This window comes from Nocardia sp. NPDC059236 (assembly GCF_042754085.1).
GTDB lineage: Bacteria > Actinomycetota > Actinomycetes > Mycobacteriales > Mycobacteriaceae > Nocardia.
Genome location: NZ_JBHZAF010000006.1, coordinates 101,550 through 119,404, shown reverse-complemented (window position 1 = coordinate 119,404; position 17,855 = coordinate 101,550). Strand labels below are relative to the sequence as shown.

Annotated in this window: 16 protein-coding genes; 6 read left to right on the top strand and 10 right to left on the bottom strand. The window is 69.0% G+C overall.

What is annotated here, in order from left to right; all coding sequences use genetic code 11:
* Positions 1–152 precede the first annotated feature (152 nt).
* Entirely contained in the window at positions 153–1,607 is a 1,455-nt protein-coding gene (locus tag ACFXIV_RS17665; protein WP_379421289.1) for a carboxylesterase/lipase family protein, read from the top strand.
* Between the two features lie 64 nt (positions 1,608–1,671).
* A complete protein-coding gene (locus tag ACFXIV_RS17660) occupies positions 1,672–2,370 on the top strand; it encodes a hypothetical protein (protein ID WP_379400570.1) in 699 nt (232 codons plus the stop codon).
* A gap of 8 nt (positions 2,371–2,378) precedes the next feature.
* Here ACFXIV_RS17660 and ACFXIV_RS17655 read toward each other — a convergent pair whose 3' ends face one another.
* From ACFXIV_RS17655 to ACFXIV_RS17645, 3 genes are all read right to left on the bottom strand, one after another.
* Positions 2,379–3,431, bottom strand: a complete 1,053-nt coding sequence (locus ACFXIV_RS17655; RefSeq protein ID WP_379400571.1) for an aminotransferase class V-fold PLP-dependent enzyme — start codon at positions 3,429–3,431, stop codon at positions 2,379–2,381.
* Between the two features lie 91 nt (positions 3,432–3,522).
* Positions 3,523–5,025 carry a flavin-containing monooxygenase gene (locus ACFXIV_RS17650; protein ID WP_379400572.1) on the bottom strand — a complete coding sequence of 501 codons (1,503 nt, stop codon included), beginning with the start codon at positions 5,023–5,025 and terminating at the stop codon, positions 3,523–3,525.
* Positions 5,026–5,158: 133 nt separating this feature from the next.
* Positions 5,159–6,169: a diiron oxygenase gene (locus tag ACFXIV_RS17645; RefSeq protein WP_379400573.1), complete on the bottom strand. Its 1,011-nt coding sequence runs from the start codon at positions 6,167–6,169 to the stop codon at positions 5,159–5,161.
* A gap of 136 nt (positions 6,170–6,305) precedes the next feature.
* On the opposite strand from ACFXIV_RS17645, the gene ACFXIV_RS17640 reads away from it, so the two are divergent.
* Positions 6,306–6,869 (top strand): helix-turn-helix transcriptional regulator, encoded by a 564-nt coding sequence (locus tag ACFXIV_RS17640; RefSeq protein WP_379400574.1) that lies wholly within the window; start codon positions 6,306–6,308, stop codon positions 6,867–6,869.
* A 96-nt stretch (positions 6,870–6,965) separates the two neighbouring features.
* Here ACFXIV_RS17640 and ACFXIV_RS17635 read toward each other — a convergent pair whose 3' ends face one another.
* The gene (locus tag ACFXIV_RS17635) at positions 6,966–7,793 is read right to left on the bottom strand and encodes an esterase/lipase family protein (protein WP_379400575.1); all 828 of its coding nucleotides are present in this window, start codon (positions 7,791–7,793) and stop codon (positions 6,966–6,968) included.
* Positions 7,794–7,997: 204 nt separating this feature from the next.
* On the opposite strand from ACFXIV_RS17635, the gene ACFXIV_RS17630 reads away from it, so the two are divergent.
* Complete coding sequence (locus ACFXIV_RS17630; RefSeq protein WP_379400576.1) at positions 7,998–8,708, top strand: Mut7-C RNAse domain-containing protein; 711 nt, start codon at positions 7,998–8,000, stop codon at positions 8,706–8,708.
* A 78-nt stretch (positions 8,709–8,786) separates the two neighbouring features.
* Here ACFXIV_RS17630 and ACFXIV_RS17625 read toward each other — a convergent pair whose 3' ends face one another.
* The 6 genes from ACFXIV_RS17625 to ACFXIV_RS17600 form a co-directional block, all read right to left on the bottom strand.
* On the bottom strand, positions 8,787–9,176 hold the full coding sequence (locus ACFXIV_RS17625; RefSeq protein ID WP_379400661.1) for a MarR family winged helix-turn-helix transcriptional regulator: 390 nt from the start codon (positions 9,174–9,176) through the stop codon (positions 8,787–8,789).
* A gap of 122 nt (positions 9,177–9,298) precedes the next feature.
* Positions 9,299–10,303, bottom strand: a complete 1,005-nt coding sequence (locus tag ACFXIV_RS17620; RefSeq protein ID WP_379400577.1) for a pyridoxal phosphate-dependent aminotransferase — start codon at positions 10,301–10,303, stop codon at positions 9,299–9,301.
* 13 nt (positions 10,304–10,316) lie between these two features.
* Positions 10,317–11,327 (bottom strand): 3-oxoacyl-ACP synthase III family protein, encoded by a 1,011-nt coding sequence (locus ACFXIV_RS17615; protein WP_379400578.1) that lies wholly within the window; start codon positions 11,325–11,327, stop codon positions 10,317–10,319.
* 2 nt (positions 11,328–11,329) lie between these two features.
* Positions 11,330–11,989 (bottom strand): SRPBCC family protein, encoded by a 660-nt coding sequence (locus ACFXIV_RS17610; RefSeq protein WP_379400579.1) that lies wholly within the window; start codon positions 11,987–11,989, stop codon positions 11,330–11,332.
* A complete protein-coding gene (locus tag ACFXIV_RS17605) occupies positions 11,986–13,770 on the bottom strand; it encodes a thiamine pyrophosphate-binding protein (protein WP_379400580.1) in 1,785 nt (594 codons plus the stop codon). The genes ACFXIV_RS17610 and ACFXIV_RS17605 overlap by 4 nt, the downstream gene beginning before the upstream one ends.
* Positions 13,771–13,966: 196 nt before the next feature.
* A complete protein-coding gene (locus ACFXIV_RS17600; protein WP_379400581.1) occupies positions 13,967–15,187 on the bottom strand; it encodes a serine hydrolase domain-containing protein in 1,221 nt (406 codons plus the stop codon).
* Between the two features lie 222 nt (positions 15,188–15,409).
* Here ACFXIV_RS17600 and ACFXIV_RS17595 point away from each other — a divergent pair, with 222 nt between their 5' ends.
* Both ACFXIV_RS17595 and ACFXIV_RS17590 read left to right on the top strand, forming a co-directional pair.
* Positions 15,410–16,648 (top strand): MFS transporter, encoded by a 1,239-nt coding sequence (locus tag ACFXIV_RS17595; protein WP_379400582.1) that lies wholly within the window; start codon positions 15,410–15,412, stop codon positions 16,646–16,648.
* Positions 16,645–17,847 carry an amidohydrolase gene (locus ACFXIV_RS17590; protein WP_379400583.1) on the top strand — a complete coding sequence of 401 codons (1,203 nt, stop codon included), beginning with the start codon at positions 16,645–16,647 and terminating at the stop codon, positions 17,845–17,847. Before ACFXIV_RS17595 ends, ACFXIV_RS17590 begins: the two co-directional genes overlap by 4 nt.
* Positions 17,848–17,855: the final 8 nt, after the last annotated feature.

Here is a 17,855-nt window from a genome sequence, read left to right as displayed (position 1 = left end):
CGGTTAATTATTTCAAGTATTGACGTAAATATGGATCAGGGGTTGGCATGGCCGCGGAACAGATCGGACGACGGACCCTCCTGCTCGGGGGATGGGTATTGGCCTTGACCGCGGCCTGCTCGAGCGGGAAATCCGGATCGGACCGGACACGCGTGACCGACACCGTCACCACCACCTCCGGGCCCGTCCGTGGCGAGCGCCGCGACACCGGCGTCGCCTTCCTCGGCATCCCCTTCGCCCAGCCGCCGATCGGCGATCTGCGCTTCGCCGCGCCCAAGAGCCCGGTTCCCTGGGTGGAGACCCGCGACTGCACGAAGTACGGTCCCACCGCGCAGATCAAACAGCTGTCGGAGGTGACCGCCATCCCGGAACCCTCCATCCCTGGCGACGGCATCCTCACCGTGAACGTCTTCACCCCGAACCCGGACCGGACCGCGAAACTGCCGGTGCTGGTGTGGATTCACGGCGGCGGCTTCGTGGCGGGCAGCCCCGCCAGCCCGTGGTACGACGGCGCGGCCTTCAATCGCGACGGCGTGGTACTGGTGTCGGCCGGCTATCGGCTCGGCATCGAGGGCTTCCTGCATCTGGACGACGCTCCCGACAATCGCGGGGTCCTGGACTGGATCGCGGCGCTCACCTGGGTCCGCGACAATATCGGCGCGTTCGGCGGCGACCCGGCCCGGGTGACCATCGCGGGCCAGTCGGCCGGCGGCGGCGCGGTGTGGGCGCTGATGAACACCCCGTCCGCGAAAGGCCTGTTCCGCGCGGGCATTTCGGAGTCCGGCGCGGTCACGCAACCCAATGATCGCGCCACCGCGCTGGCCATGTCCGAGCTGTTCACCAAGCGCACCGGCATGCCCGCCACCGCCGCCGCGCTGCGCGACGTCAGCAAGGTGCAGTTGCAGGACATGGAGGACAGGCTGCGCGCACCCGGTCCGGACAGCACCGCCGCCACCCTGCTCGGCCTGGCCCCCTGGGCGGACGGCACGCTGATCCCCGCGACCAGCGCCGAGGTCCTGAAATCCGGTGCGGACCAGGATATTCCGCTCATGATCGGCTTCACCGCGCAGGAGTTCAACGGCGCCTCGCTCAGCGGCGAACAGCCGCCGGTCACCGACGCCACGCTGCCGGCGGCGCTGGGCGCGCTCGGTTTCGGCGCCGCCACCACCGCCGCGTTCGGCCTCGCCTACCCGGGGATGAACGCGAATCAGCTTGCGGGACAGGCGCAGAGCGACGCCGTCATCCGCATGCCGTCCTACCGGGTGGCGGAGATGCGGGCCGGGCGCAACCAGCCGACCTGGCTCTACGAGTTCACGTGGGCCTCGAATGCGCCCAAGTACCAGGGCATGTCGTTCCACTGCCTCGACGTGCCGTTCGCCTTCGACCTACTGGGGGTGCCGGGCGTGACCGCGGTGGCGGGCGCCAATCCGCCGCAATCGCTGGCCGATGCCGTGCACCGGGCGTGGGTGTCGTTCGTCAGCAACGCGGACCCGGGTGGCGGCTGGCCCCGCTACACTCTCGACCGGCGCGAGACCATGATCTGGTCCGATGCTCCGCACGTCCAGTCCGATCCATTCGCCGCACAGCGTCCGATCTGGCTGCGCTGATCCCGGAGGCTACCGTGTAGCGAAAGCCGGAAGCCGTACGCGTCGAGTCGGATAGGTGGTAGGCATGCAGGTGAACCGTTGGATCGCACCCGTCGCGGTGGGCGTGACGCTGGGGCTGTCCGCCGCACCCGCCGCCCACGCCGATCCCGGCGACACGCAAGCCGCGCTCGGCGGCGGGTCCGGTCTGGTCCTGGGCCGCGCCACCAAATGCAGCCTGACCACCATCGGCTACGACGCCGCCGGGCGACTGGTCGGCTTCACCGCCGGGCACTGCGCCGAGGCGGGGACTCCGGTGCGCGGTGAGCAGTTCCCCGATGCCGGCGTGGTCGGCGTGGTCCGGGACGCCGACGAGCAACTCGACTATGCCGTCATCGAATTCGATCCGTCCGTGGTCACCCCGCTGCGCGCCGTCAACGGCAGCACCATCACCGCCGTCGCCCCCGCACCACCGGCGCTGAGCATCGTCTGCCAGAACGGCCGCACCAGTGGCCACGCCTGCGGCGTCGTCTTGGCCACCAGCCCCGTGGGCTTCCTCGAACAGGCCTGCTCCAGCTACGGCGACTCCGGCGGCCCCGTCACCAGCGGCGACCAACTGGTCGGCATGGTCTCCGCTCCCTTGATCAGCGACACCCGCGTCATCCACTTCAGCTGCACCAACGCCGACAACCCGGTCCACACACCGGTCATCGCCGTAGCCTTCGACACCGTCCGCGCCGCCGTCGACGCCGGCAAGGGCGTCGGCAGCGGCTTCCAGCCGATCTGACCTCCGGCCTACCCGGCGAGCACGTCGAGCGCCCGGTCGATGTCCGCCTCGGTGTTGTAGAAGTGGCAGGCCAGCCGCAGTCGCCCGGCCCGCAGGGCGCCGACGATACGCGCCTCGCGCACCCGCTCCAGGGTCTGCTCCGGCACCTCGATCGACACGATCGCCGAATTGCCCTCGGGCAGGCCGAGTCCCTTGCGCAGCCGATCTGCCAGCGCCACATCGTGCCGGTGAATGGCGTCGATACCGACCCCTTCGATCAGCTCCAGGCTCCGCCGCTGCCCGATCCATGCGGGCCACACCGGCCCGACATCGAACCGGCGCGCGTCCTCCGCCAGCCGCAACGGGCCGTCGTAGACGGTCTCCCAAGGGTTGTACCCGGCGTACCAGCCGGCGGCGACGGGCCTCAGATCATCCAGTGCCGCAGGCGTTCCCGCAAGGAACGCGGTGCCCTTCGGACCGAGCAGCCACTTGTAGCCGACACTCACGACCCAATCGGCCCCGGTATCGCGCACCGGCAGCCAGCCGACGGCCTGGCTCACGTCGAAGAGCACCCGCGTGCCGTGGGCACGGGCGGCGGCCACGGTCGCCGCCACATCCAGCACCGCACCGTCGGCGGACTGCACCAGGGCGGCGGCCACCACATCGTCGCCGGGCCGGATCGCGTCCGGCAGGTCCGCCAGCGGCACGACCCGCACGTTCACGTCGGTTCGGACCAGGAAAGGCCAGAGCACCGAATTGAATTCGTGCTCGGGCACCAGCACGTTCGCGCCCGGCCGGAGGCTCTGCGCCACCAGCCCGACCAGTTGCGAGACCTGCGCGCCGGCCGCCACCTGGGCCGCCTCGAACCCGGTGAGCCGTCCGAACGCGGCCCGGCACGCGTCGACGTGCGCGTCCACGCCGGGGATGTCGAACTCGCCGCGCATGCGCTGTTCCTCGGCCGCGATCACCTCCGCCACAACCGATTTCGGCAGCAGGCCGTAGCTGGCCGCATTCAGGTAGGTCGTCGCGGGCGCGAACTCCTCGCGCACCATGGCCGGGAACGAAGGCGGAGTGGTGGTCATTCCACCATCCTGCGACCCCGCCGGCGGTGCGCGAAAGGGCCAGCGGCCGGATCACTGGCTTGATCGTGAATCCGGCGGCGCGGGAAAAGGGTCAGGCGGAACGGGATTCGGCGGGGGTCGGGGTGGACTGGCGGGTGCTGCGGCGGAAGCGCAGGACGCCGTCCTCCAGCGGGGCCTTGCGGAGCATGGCGCGGTCGCGGAAGTAGTTGTTGATGACCTGCCATGGGCCGCGGGTGCCCTGGCGGGGCATGACGCCGTCGCCGCGCTGGATGTAGCCGGAGGTCAGGGCGCCGCCCATGAGGGACGCCTCGGAGCGGTCGCCCTCCTCGGGGATGGCGACGACCTCGGTGAATCCGTTGTCGCGCATGTGGTTCAGCAGGCGGCAGAAGTACTCGGCGGCCAGATCGGCCTTGAGGGTCCAGGAGGCGTTGGTGTAGCCGAGGATCATCATCATGTTCGGGACGGTGCCGAGCAGTGCGCCCTTGTAGGCCACCAGATCCCGGGTGGCGAGCGCCTCGCCGTCCACCTCCAGCTCCGCGCCGCCGAGCATCTGCACGGTGAGACCCGTTGCGCTGACGATGATGTCGGCCTCGAGCTCCTCGCCCGAGGACAGCCGGATGCCCTTATCGGTGAAGGTCTCGATGGTGTCGGTGACGATGGACGCCTCGCCCTTGCGCAGCACCCGGAACAGATCGCCGTTGGGCACCACGCACAGGCGCTGGTCCCACGGGTTGTAGCTCGGGGTGAAGTGCTTCATGTCGATATCGGGCCCGACCTGTGCGCGCACCGCGGCAAGCATGAGCTTGGCCGACAGCTTGGGGTTGGTGCGCGAGAGCTGGTAGCTGGCCCGCTGCAGCGCGATATTGCGGGCCCGGCCCGCCCTGTAGGCAATGGCGGCAGGCACTCTCGCGAACTTGAAGCCGACCGCGACCGGGTCGTCGGCGGGCAGCGCGGCGATGTAGGTGGGCGAGCGCTGCAGCATGGTGACGTGCGCGGCGTCATTGCTCATGGCCGGGATGAGCGTGATGGCGGTCGCGCCGCTGCCGATCACGACCACGCGCTTACCGCGGTAGTCGAGGTCCTCGGGCCAGTGCTGCGGGTGCACGATCTGCCCGCCGAAGTTCTCCTCGCCGGGGAACTGCGGCCGGTAGCCCTTGTCGTAGTCGTAGTAGCCGGTGCAGCCGACCAGGAAGTTGCTGGTGTAGGTCTCGGTCTTGCCGGTGCGCTGGTCGAGCACCTCGACGGTCCACCCGCCCTCGTCGCTGGACCAGGCGGTCTTGGTGACCTTGCGACCGAAGCGAATGTGGTCGGTGACGCCGTATTCGGCGGCGGTGTCCTCGATGTACTGGCGGATGTGCGGTCCGTCGGCGAGCACCTTGGTGCCGTGCCAGGGCCGGAAGCCGTAGCCGAAGGTGTACATGTCCGAGTCGGAGCGGATGCCGGGGTACTTGAACAGGTCCCAGGTGCCGCCGATGGCGGTCCGGCGCTCCAGGATCAGGTAGCTGCGCCCGGTCTGCTCGCGGGTCAGATGGCAGGCCATGCCGATTCCGGACAGACCCGCTCCGATGATCAGTACGTCGACATGCCGCGTCATTGAGGTTCTCGCTTCTCGTCGCGCCCGGACATCGGCGTCCGGACGCACCGAGTATTACATGTTATTTACGGTAACGTCTACTGTCGCGAGCGGGCGGGAACCGAAGCCCCCCGGTCCACGCCCGCCACCCGGGTCAGGCCGCGCGGACCTGACCCGGGCGATCCGGTTCCGATCGGTAGCGGGTGGTCGCGCCGTCGATACCCAGCGCCTTCCACACCTGCTTGGACACCGGATTCATCAGCCCGATCTTCTTGGCCAGCGACCGCACGTCACCGAAGAAGCCCGCGAAGGCCTCCTTGGAGTCGGGCAGCCCGAAGAAGACGTCCTTACGGACCGAGCGCGGAATCCCGAATTCCCGGAAGAACGCGCGCGGCGGGACGAGGATGGCCCGCCCGCCGATCCACAGGACGATCGGGAAGGCCAGCGACAGCACGAATCTGTCGATCGGGTTCGCCTGCGGCACATGATGTTCCAGGAACTCGTGGGCGAAGGAGATGTGCCGGGCCTCCTCGGCGATGTGGATCGCCATGACACCGCGCATGATCGGATGAATGTCCTCGCCCGCACGCAGAATCGCCTTCTGAATGTGGTCGATCGGCTCCTCACCGGAGAGCACCGCCATGAAGAACAGGTTCGGGAAGACCGAGGCGAGCGGCGGCACCAGATAGGTGAGCTGCTTGAGGATCGGATTCATGCCCGGCACGTCGATCCCGATGCGGTTCACCACCTCCTGGAACATCAGGGTGTGGTTGCACTCCTCGATGACCTCGTGGGTGCAGTACCGGAACTCCGGTGAGCCATTGGGCAGTTTGAAGGTGTGCTGCACCATGCCGCCGATGAGCAGCGTCTCGAACTGCAGCCCCACCTTGGCGATATTGGCCTGGCGCCACAGCCCGATGGCGATCTTGCGCGCCTCGGACTGCGCCTGGTACCACGGATGCCGGGCGAACATGTCGCCCGAAACCGGCAGGATCCACCGCTTGTCGTCGGTCTTCACAACGAAATCGGGGTGATCCCAGTCGATATCGGTGAACGGATCGAAATTCTTGTCGACCGAGCCCTGCGAGAGCAGCATGAGCTTCTCGGCATACTGCCGGGCGAGTGCGACCGCGGGGTCGCCGGCCGTCATGGATGCTGACGACATTGTCAGAGCCTCTCGGGAAGTGATCTATGTATCTGTTTCCCATAGTTACGCCTATATTGGCCGGTCGTCAACAGGAATCCACCCGCGCTGCCCGCCGTCTCGGGGCCCTAGGTGCGCGAGCACATAGGGTGGGTCCATGCTCGACACCCTGATCCTCGGCCTGCTGGCACTGCGCCCGCTGTCGGGCTACGACCTGGGCAAATGGATGAACGGGCCCGGCCGGTTCGTCGGCTACCGGGTGACCCTGCCGCAGGTGTATCGCACGCTGGGCAAGCTGGTCGAGCGTGGGTTGGTCGAGTTCGAGGTCGAGGCCCGAGAGGGCAAGCCGGATGCCAAGGTCTACCGGCTCACCGGCAGCGGCCGGCAGACCCTGCTGGACTGGGCCCACTCCCCCTACGAGCCCGCGCCCCGGCCCATGGATCCCGACTTCATGATGCGATTCCTGCTGGCCGGAGCACTCGGCCGCGAGATCGCCATCGAGGTCCTGCGCACCGAACTGGACCACCGCCGCGAGCAGGTGCGCACGCCCACCCGCATCGATGAGCTGACCAGTGCGCTCGCACCCATCGACGCCATCGATCCCGGCTGGGCCGGGCAGGTCATGCGAGCCGCCCACGACCAGGGTCGCGCCTCGACCGCCGCCTATATCGGCTGGCTCGAAGTCACCCTCGCCGACTTCGAAAATCGCCCCGGCGAATAGCCGCGGCCGGCAGACTCACCTCGAGGGCTCACCTGCGGTGGAGCACCGCCTCCGCGCCGAACTCGCGGTACACGTTCGAATGCGGCATCGGTGCGGCTACTTTCGGTTGTCGTTCGGCACGCAGCGGACGGCCGGATGGCGGTCGGGGTCGAGCGCGTGCAGCACCAGGTCGACCGTGCGGGGATCGGTGGAGCCGGCCATATGGCCGGTGTGGTCCTCGGAGCAACCGTCCTGGACCAGGATGTTGGTGACGCCGGGTGCGTCGATGAACGCCGTGGCGTACGGCGTGACGATCTCGTCGTACGCGGTCGCGGTCATGACATAGCGGACGCCGGGTGCGACCGGCGGACCGCTGTCCAGCCCGGCCAAGTACGCCGAACCGGCCAGCATGTCGAACATTGCCGGTGACAGGAACGGAAGCCCCTGCGGCACAGTGGAACCGGCGGGCAGAGCCGGCAGCCGAATGCCCGCGATGCTCGTGCCGTGCTGGGGTCCGCTCACCGCGACGACGGTCCGGACCGGGTTCACGGCGCGGCCGGCGAATTGCAGACTGACGGCTCTGGCGATCAACGCGCCCTGTGACTTGCCGACCAGATCAAGGGAATTCGCCTGATTCACCGCGACAATCCGGTCCACGGCGGCGGTGAAGTAGTCCACCGACGTCGGCAGCGACTCGTCGGAGTCGTAGTCGAGACCGTACACGCAGCGGCCGTCGTCGAGCAGCGCCTGCCGCACCGGTCCGAGGCTGGTGTCCACGTCGGCATGCGTGCCGTGGATCAACAGCACCGGCGGGTCGACGCGGGAGGCCGCGGGACACGCCTCGAGGGTGTCGAGCGGCGTGCTGCCCACGGGTTCCGCGGTGGCCGCGCCCGCGCTGGAACCCATGATCGCGAGCGTGCCGAGGATGCCGGCGAGAGTGCGCACAAAGCCCTCCTGGATAGAGTTGCACGCATATATCTATCAGCAGACAACCCATGCTGTCATCCAGGAATTCAACTTCTTAATATGTGCGCAAACACTTATTAATAGTTCCTGGCCCGGCGGGTGATGACCACCTCGGCGCCCTTCGCGCGGCCCGGATCGAAATGGAGTTGCTCGCCGGTGCCCGGTTTCTGGGATCCTGGGCTGGTGAACGCAGGGGAGATCACCGTCGAGTTCGCGCCCGAGCTGCGCGTGTTCGTCGGTCAGCGCGACGGCTCGCCGGTCCGGGTGGACGGCACCTCGACGCTGGGGCATGTGGTGGAGTCATCTGGCGTGCCGCTCACCGAGGTGGGCGCCCTGCTGGTGAACGGGGAACCGGTTGCGGCCGGTCATATTCCACGCGGCGGCGAGAGCGTCACGGTGGCGGCGGTGGCGCGTCCGCAGACCAGCCCCGAACCGCTGCGCTTCCTGCTCGACATCCACCTGGGCACCCTGGCCCGGCGGCTGCGCCTGCTGGGGATCGATGCGGCATACGAGAATCCGGATATCGGCGACGCCGCGCTGGCGGCGCGCTCCGCGGCCGAGCGCCGGGTGTTACTCTCCCGCGATCGCGGCCTGCTGCGCCGTCGCGAAATTTATTCCGGCGCTTACGTTTACAGCCACCAACCGGCGGAGCAGCTGGACGACGTGCTGTCCCGCTTCGCCCCGCGCCTGGCCCCGTGGACCCGCTGCACCTCCTGCAACGGCACGCTGCGCCCCGCCGACCGCGAGACCGTCCGCGACCACCTGCCCGACAACACGGGCCAGACCTACGACTCCTTCGCCCAGTGCGTCGACTGCGGCCAGACCTACTGGAAGGGCGCCCACCACGCCCGGCTGGACGCCATCGTGGCGGACGCACTCGCCAAATTCGCGTGACCGGAAACACTGCCCGCGTACCCGTCGCCGATCACCGGCGGGGTGATCGGGCGGGGTCGGCGGTCCAGGGATCCGCGGTCAGCGGGCGCGGGCGGCTGCGGCGGCTGCGTCGAGGCGGGCGCCCAGGGCCTTGACCTGGTCACGCAGCGTCTCGATGTCCTCGATCGGGACGCCGACCAGGTCCACCACGGTGCGGATCATCTCTTGTGCGCCGTGCTGGAGGTCGCGGCTGGCGTCGGTGGCGTGCAGCACCACCGCCCGGCCGTCGGTGGCGCTGCGGACACTCTCGACCAGGCCGCGCGACTGCAGTCGCTGGACCAGGGGCGAGAGCGTGCCGTAGTCGAGATGCACCTGTTCACCGAGGTCCTTCATGGTGATGCCGGGCCGTTCCCACAGCGCCAGCAGCACCAGGTACTGCGGGTAGGTCAGGTTCATGTCGTCCAGGAACGGCCGGTAGGCGGCGGTCATGGATCGCGACGTGGAGTACAGCGCGAAGCACAGCTGGGCATTGAGCGACAGCAGTGCGTAGTCGATCTCCTCGTCCGCTCCGGCCCGTTGCCCGTCGGGTGCGGAAGGCGGATGTTCGTGCATTACTGCACTGTACTGCGGACCGTGGCGAGCACGGCGTCGGTGGCCGCGCGATCGCCGACCGTGATGCGGATACCGGTGGGATAGGTCTTGACGTGGATGTCCGCGCCCGCCAATGCGGTTGCCACCCGATCGGCCTCGGCGCCGGACAGGGTGAGGTAGGAGAAGTTGGCATAGCTGTCGGGAACGCACAGGCCGAGCTCGCGCAACCCGGCGGTGAGATGAGCGCGATGCTCGCCCAGCACTGTCACCCGGGCCGCGATCTCGTCCTCCGCCTCGTAGCAGGCCCGCACCGCCACCTCGGCCAGCGCGGTCATGCCGAACGGCAGCTGCCAGCGGGCGATGCGCTCGATGAGCTCCGGTGCACCGAGCGCGTAGCCGACCCGCAGGGCCGCGAGGCCGTAGGCCTTCGAAAAGGTGCGCAGCACGAGCAGATTCGGGTGCCGGTCCAGCAGGGCGAAGACATCGATGCGGTCCGCCTCGGCGACGAAATCCACGTAGGCCTCGTCCAGGACGACGGTGACCGCCGCCGGGATCTCATGCAGGAAATCCTCGAATTCCCCTGCCGGCACCAGGGTTCCGGTCGGATTGTGCGGGCTGCAGACCACCAGCAGCCGGGTCCGTTCGGTCACCGCGGCGGCCAGCGCCGCCAGGTCCTGGCGGCCCGCGCCGGTGAGCGGCACCGTGACGGGGCGCCCGCCCGCCATGCTGGTCAGGATGGGGAACCCGTCGAAGGTGGGCGTCGCCATGACGACTTCGGCCGCGCCGGAACCGAATTCCTGGACGATGTGCATGATCACGCCGGTCGCGCCCGCGCCCACCACGATGCGATCGGGGTCGCAGCCGAGCCGGGCGGCGATCAGCCGCGGCAGCCGCTGCGGCAGGAATTCCGGATAGCGATTGGCCGAGGCCAGGGCGGCGCTCAGCGCCTGCTGGACCGAGGGCGGCGGTCCGTAGGGAATCTCGTTGAGCTGCAGCCGATGTCCGGCCATGATCAGCGGACTCATCGCGGCCGGCCCCTCAGCGCCCGCCCCAGCGGACGGCGGCGGCCCCGGCGAAATCACCCGCGTGCGCGAAGCCCGCGAACATCACCAGCGCCCCGGCCGGCACCCGGCCCTCGTCGACCGCCCGGTCGAAGGTGACGGGAATGCCCGCGCCGAACAGGTTTCCGCAGTCGTCGAAGGTGTCCGGGTGCCGTTCGGGCGGCAGCTGGAGGGCATCGCGCCAGTTGCGCAGGAAGGCGCGGTTGGGCTGATTGGTGACCAGTAGATCCAGCTCCTGCGCGGACACCCCGATGCGACCGCACACCGCGTTCGCCACCTCGGGCACCAGCCGGTTGCCGCGCTGCAGCACCTTGGCGATCTTGGATTCGGTGAAACCCACGTGCATCTGGCCGGATCCGGCCTCCCAGTAGCGGCGCGGCGGGTCGGCGATGACGGTCATCTGCCCGGCGAACTCCGGCAGGTGCCGGGTCTCGATATCCAGGATCGGCGAAACACCGGACTTCACCAGCAGTCCCGCGCCCGCGCCGTCGCCCGGAATCGCGGCCTGCGCCTTGCCGCGCACCTGCTCCTGGGTGAAGACCTGGCCCGCGACATTCTGGATGGTCACCACCAGGGCGGAGCGGGCGTCGGAGGAGAGCAGGATCTGGCGGGCCAGTTTCATGCCGTAGACGAAGGCCGCGCAGCCGCCGTTGTGCAGGTCGATCAGCCACTCCGGCGCGATGCCCAGGCGGGCGGCCACGTCGCCACCGCTGCCCACGATGCCGATGTCCGGCAGCTGGGTGTGCACGATGAGAACATCGATGTCGCGCAACGCATCCCGGCCCTGCCGGGCCAGGATCGGGGCCACGGCGCGCTCGGCCATGTCGGCCGGCGTCTCACCGGGCGCGACGTGGTGGCGGAACTTGGGGGCCTTGAACATGATGTTGGAGGTGACCTCGTCCGGATCCGCGTACTGCGCGAAATAGTCTGCGGGGACGATGTTCTCGGGCAGGTATCCGGCGACGTCGAGCAAGCTGACAGCGCTCATGGTCAGGCCATCCATTCCGGCTTGATCGGCTGCCCGGCGGCATGCCGGTGTTCGCAGATCGCTTTGAGATTGCGCAGTTCCAGCAGGTGCCCGGCGGCGAAGAGGTGCCAGAAGTCGCCCACCCAGACCGGGCGGCCCTCCGGCTCGGTCTCGGGATAGCCGTTGTCCTCGTAGAACGGGTGGTGGCAATTGGTCCAGGTGACAACGGATCCCGGCTTGTTCAGCACGAGTTGCGCGTCCACGACCCGCATCAGATAGATCATCCACAGGTGGTCGGCCTGGTCCCAGGCGCAGTGGTAGTCCACGGTGCGGGCGTCGGGGTTGGCGACGGTACGGGTGTAGATGCGGGTGTGCGAGCCGATCCGGTCATCCGACACCCAGATCTCGGGATCGGCGGTGCGCTCGAAACCCCGCATGCTGTAGGTCCATTCGCACAGGCTGCGAGTGTCGGCCAGGTACCCGTACACCTCGTCCGGCGGGGCGGCGATGAATTCGGTGACGGTGCAGTAGTCCCCGTAGATCTCGTCGTGCGGGTACACGGCGCGGGTCATGTCGAGAACCAGCGGCATGCCCTCCTTGAGGGCCATGGTCTCGATGCGGTACACGCCCGGGATATCCAGCTCCGGGACTTCGATCGGCGCGTCGGTGGCGGTCTCGGTCATGCGAGCGACTCCTTCAGGAAGGGGGCGAACGGTGGGATTTCGTCTGGGTCACACTGCAGTTCGATGAACGCGGGCCCCGGCGTGGCCCGCGCCTTGTCCAGTGCGTTCTCGAAGTCGGACAGCGTGCGCGCGGTCCAGGCGGGCAGCTCGGGAAACATGGCCGCGACACCGGCCCCGATCTCCGCCGCGCGGAACCGGTTGAAGCTGTACTCGCCGGAGTAGAAGACCTGCTCCCGCGTCACGCACATGGCGTGCGCGTTGTTGTTGAACACCACGAAGGTCACCGGCACCTGGTACTCGACAGCCGTGTGCACCTCGTGGCCGTGCATGAAATACGCGCCGTCCCCGGCGATCACCACGGCCCGCCGACCCCGCCCCAGCGCACACCCGATCCCCGCCCCGAACGAGTACCCCATCCCGCCCATGCCGAGCGCGATGAGGAACCGCCCGTCCTCGGGGACCCGCAGGTAGTGCACGACCGCGGCGCCGGTGTTCCCGGCATCCGCGACCACATCGGTGCCGGGCTCCAGCGCCGCCTCGATGGCCACGACGGCCGGGCGATATCGCACACCCGGCCCGGACGTGGGCGGGACGGTCAGCTCGTGCGGTGGGTCGGGATTCGATTGCACACCAATCGATTCCGAGGCTGCCGCCGTGTCACCGGGCAGCGCCGGGAGATCGGGCAGGACGGCTGATTCCGCCAAGGAGGCACGCAGTTCCCCAAGGGAAGCACCCAGCGGCCCCCGCGCCTCGGCATGAACCGGTACGAAAGGCTGTTCCGCTCCCAGGTACACCACGCGCGGACAGGCGGCCAGCGCCGCATCCAATCCGGCCCGTGCGGTCATCGACAGCGGCGCCCCCACCAGCAGGCACAGCTCCGCCGCCGCGACGAGCCCGGCGGCATGGGGGTGCCCCATGACCCCGACGACCCCGGCGAAGCGGTCATCCCGATTCGAGAAGGCATCCTTGGCATCCGGGGTGACCAGCACCGCCGCATCCAGCACCCGCACCACCTCCGCCAGCTCGGCCCGTGCATCGGCCGCCGCGACCTCGGGTCCGGCGATGACGACCACCCGGCTTCCGGCCGGCACATCGGCAAGCAGCGTCGCGATGTCCGCCGGCGTTTCTTCCGAATTCGCAATCGGTTCATCCCTGCCCACGAGAGTGAGCTCGTATCGCAGGCCGGCCGCCAGGGTGGAGCCGCTCGAGATCAGGGTGGCTTGAATGTCCTTGGGGAGCAGCAGGACTGCTGGGCCGCCGGACAGCGCGGAGGCGATGGCACGGTCCAGTTCGGCGGAGATGTCCTGGGGCCGAGTGATTTTGACGCAGTGGCGGGAAACTGCGGTGAAGATGCGCTCGGCGTCGAGGCGGCCGGGGTGACCGCTGGCATCCTGGAAGGCGCCCCGGCCCTCGAGCGTGGTCGGGGGCTGGCCGACCAGGGCCAGGACCGGGACCCGGGAGTCGAAGGATTCGGCGAGGGCGGCGAGGAGATTCATGGCGCCGCCGCCGGAGGTGGCCGCCACCACGCCGAGGCGGGTGGTGGCGCGGGCGTAGCCGTCCGCCATGGTGGCCGCGCCGAATTCGTGTTTGGCGATGATGCCGGTGAGGCCGGGGTGCCGGTGGAGGGCGTCGTAGAGGTCCTCGATATTGGCGCCGCCCACGCCGAAGACGTGGTCGGTGTGTGCCGCGATCCGCTCGGCGATGAGGTCGGCCACGGTTCGGAATTCGGGTTTTCTCTCGAACACGATCCCCCGTTTCACATTGCCTTGTCCGCGATACATCGCACACAAGGTATCCATCCGAAGCGAACTCGATCAACGTGTCCCAAATCACATCCGAGCCGGAAGTTGCTGTTGCGCAGCGTGATTAGCCACGCAAGGACCCCGCCGGGGATGCCTCGGCGGGGTCCCGGTCCGGACGCAGGGGGAGAACCGGACCGCATCTGGATGGCTACCGGCGTGGGGCCGGTCTAACCAGTCAACGATCGACGGCCTGCCGGGGTTCAGTGCGAATACCCGATCGGCGTGTCGGCTTCCCGAAGGCCGCGCCGGCCAGGCGGAGGCAACGCCGGTCGCCATTGAGAGTGAGCCCGAGGCGGTTGGGAACGTAGGCGAAGGAGAGCCCGGTTTCCGGATCGGCGAAACCGAGCGAACCGCCCATACCGGGCGTGCCGTAGGCGCGGTGACCGGACGAACCGAACGGGAAGGTCGGACACGACTTCCGGAATCCGAGATGGAATCGGGTCGTGGTCTTCAGCACGGCATCGGGTGCGGGCACCGGTCCCGGGCCGGCGATACGGGCCCGCACATCGTCCGCGATCGGCAGCTCACCGGACAGCCCGGCCGCATAGATCCGGGCCAGGCCGCGCGCCGAGCCGACGCCATTGGTGCCCGGCAGCTCCACCGACATGATCTCGGGTCGCACGAAGTCCTCGGGCATGCCCAGGTCCGGAACCGTCAGCGCCCGGAACAGCGGGCCCCGGCGCAGCAGCGCCGGAACCGCCTGATTCCAGGGCAGATTCCGCTCGTGGCGCAGGTCCAGCCCGGAGGTGCGGACCAGCCGGGCGATTCGCTCACCCCCGAGATCCGCATCCAGCCCGATCGTGAAATCGACGCCCAGCGGCCCGGAGATCTCCTCGGCGATGAACCGCCGGATGCTGCGCCCGGCCGGATCGGCGCGGCGCACCAGCTCATTGATGTACAGCCCGATACTGACCGGGTGATAGCCCTGCCGTGTGCCCGGCGTCCACCCCGGCCGCTGCGCCGCCAGCACGCCGGCGACGCGATCCAGATCGAACAGATCGGCCAGGGTCATCCGGGTATCGCGCAGAATGTGGAGGCCCACCTGGTGATCGATCAGCTGCCGGACGGTGACCTCGGCCTTGCCACGCGCCGCGAATTCGGGCCAGTACCGCGCCACCGGCTCGTCATAGTCCAGCTGCCCGCGCGACACCAGCATGGCAAGCGTCAGCGCCGCAACACCTTTGGTCGACGAGAACACCGGGGCTATGGTGCCCCGCTCCCACGGCAGCCGCCGGACCGCATCGCGCCAGCCGCCCCAGAGGTCCACCACGGGCGTGTCCCCATCGAACACCGCCACGGCCGCGCCGATCTCCCCGTGCTGGAAGTTGCGTCGGAAGGCGTCCGCAACCCGCCCGTACCCGTCGGCCACATACCCGTGAATAGTCATGTCCCTCATCGGACGCGAGACTACGACACGCCCAATGCCACGCCGCACGCCACGGGTGCGGGCAGTGACTCGCGCCTCTCGCACCCCTTCCAGCCAATTGCAGAGCGTTCACCAATCGCGCGATCAGGGCGTCACCGCCTCACATGGCGGCTCCCAGCAATTGCGCCGTATGCTCGGGCATCGGCACGAACGTGGCACCCAGCCACTACTCCCGCTTTTGAAGGGGCCTGGATGCCACGCACCACCCGGATAACCATCATGCTGCTGTTCGCGGCGTGGGTGGTCGATTACATCGATCGGACCGTGATCAATTTCGCGTTGCCCTCGATCGGCGACGACCTGGGTCTCGACCACACGCAACAGGGTCTGCTGGTGTCGGTGTTCTTCATCGCCTATGCGCTCATCCAGGTTCCCGGAGGTTTGCTGGCGGATCGGTTCGGGGCCTTGAAGGTCGGCATCGCAGGTCTGACGGCCTGGTCGGTCTTCACCGGATTGACCGCGGTCGCCTGGTCTTTCGCGGTCCTGCTGGGCATCCGGTTCCTGTTCGGCTTGGTGCAGGGTGTTTTTCCGGCGGCCGCCATCAAGGCGCTGGCGGAACGCAGTCTGCCCGAGCAGCGGACGACCGCGGCGGGGTGGACGAACTCCTCGAATGCGGCCGGCCTGCTGCTGGCGGCGGTGATCGCGGGGGTCATGCTGCCCACGGTCGGGTGGCGGGTGATGTTCGGGGTCATCTCCGTGCTGGGGGTGGCGGTCATTCTGGCGTGGCGTCGATGGATGCCGGAACCGCTGGTGCAGGACGAGATTCCGGTCACGAACACCGGCACGAGGGCCGAACGCCGCGCCGTGCTGCTCTCGCCCGCACTGATCGGCTTCGCGGTCATCTTCTTCGGCTACGACGTGCTGGTGTGGGGCGTCACCGCCTGGACGCCGACCTTCCTGCACGAGCAACGCGGAATCTCCATGGGCGGCATCGCCATCGCCGCGGTGCCGACCACGCTGGCCGCGGCGGCCGGGGTGGTGCTGGGTGCCCGGCTCTCCGATCGGATCGGCGGGCGGCCGCGGGTGATCGTGGTGCCGGCCATGGCCTTCACCGCCGCCATGCTGTTCGCCCTGCCGCGCGCCGAGTCCTTCCCGCTGTTCGTCCTGCTGGGCACGACGATGAGCCTGGTGGCCGGAATGGCCTACATGCCCGCGTTCTCGGTGCCGCTGCGGTCGCTGCCGAGCGCCTACATCGGCGCGGCCACCGGGGTGATCATCTTCGGCGGGCAGCTGGCGGGTGTGGTGAGCCCGCTCGCCTTCGGTGTCATCACCGATCACGTCTCGTACACAACGGCTTTCGAAGCCATGGCCCTCGGACCGCTGCTGGCGTTGCTGGCGGCGGCTGTGGTCCCGCAAACCGCCGACGCGTTCCGGGCGACGCTGGCCCGCCGCGCCTCGGCGACCGTCCCGACGAAGGAGAGTCTCACATGACCGAGCACTGGCAGCAGGTCTACCGCCATCTGCACGCCCACCCGGAGCTGTCGGGCCAGGAGCACGCCACCGCCCGCCTGGTGGCCGATGAGCTGCGCGCCCTGCCCGGCTGGGAGGTGACCGAGAACGTCGGTGGCACCGGCGTTGTCGGCGTGCTGCAGAGTGGTCCCGGGCCGGTGGTGTGGCTGCGCGCGGATATGGACGCGCTGCCGGTGCAGGAGGAGACCGGGCTCGACTACGCCTCCACGATCCCCGGCGTCATGCACGCGTGCGGTCACGACGTGCACGTCACGGCACTGCTCGGCACCTGCGCGGAACTGTCGGCGAATCCATTGCCCGGCACGGTGGTGGCGCTGTTCCAGCCCGCCGAGGAGACCGGTGCGGGCGCGCAGGGCATGATCAATGACGGTCTGCTGGAACGCTTTCCGCATCCGCGCATCGTGCTCGGCCAGCATGTGAGCCCGCTGCCCGCGGGCATCATCCTGAGCCGGCCCGGCACCCTGATGGCCGCCTCCGACTCGGTCCGGATCACCTTCGTCGGCAAGGGCGGCCACGCTTCTCAGCCGCACACCGCCATCGACCCGCTGCTCATGGCGGCCTCCCTGGTGGTGCGGCTGCAATCGCTCACCGCCCGCCAGACCGCCACCGCCGCCAGCCCGGTCCTCACCGCCGGCGCCCTGCACGCGGGCACCCGCCCCAACATCATCGCGGACACCTCCGAGGTCCTGCTCAGCCTGCGCACCTTCACCGACAGTTCGCGCAACCACATGGTCGAGGGCATCCAGCGCATGGCCGAGGCCGAGGCGGCCGCCGCCGGCGCACCCCAGGAGCCGAAAGTCGAATTCTACGATCACTTCCCGGTCACCGAGAACACCCTCGGCGACACCGACCGGGTCCTGGCCACCCTCACCGCCGCCGGCCTCCCCGTCATGCCCATGGACCACCCCATCACCGGCAGCGAGGATTTCGGCGCCTTCGGCACCGCGGCCCACGCCCCCTCCGTCTTCTGGCACATCGGCGGCATAGACCCCGCCCGCTTCACCGAGGAGGACCAGGCCTACATGCTCACCGAGGGCGCCCTCCCACCCCACTTCCCCTCCAACCACTCCCCCCGCTTCGCCCCCGACCCCGCCCAAGCCCTCCCCGCCGCCATCACCACCATGCTCACTGCCACCCGAGCCGAACTCACCCGCGCCTGAAAGCCGAC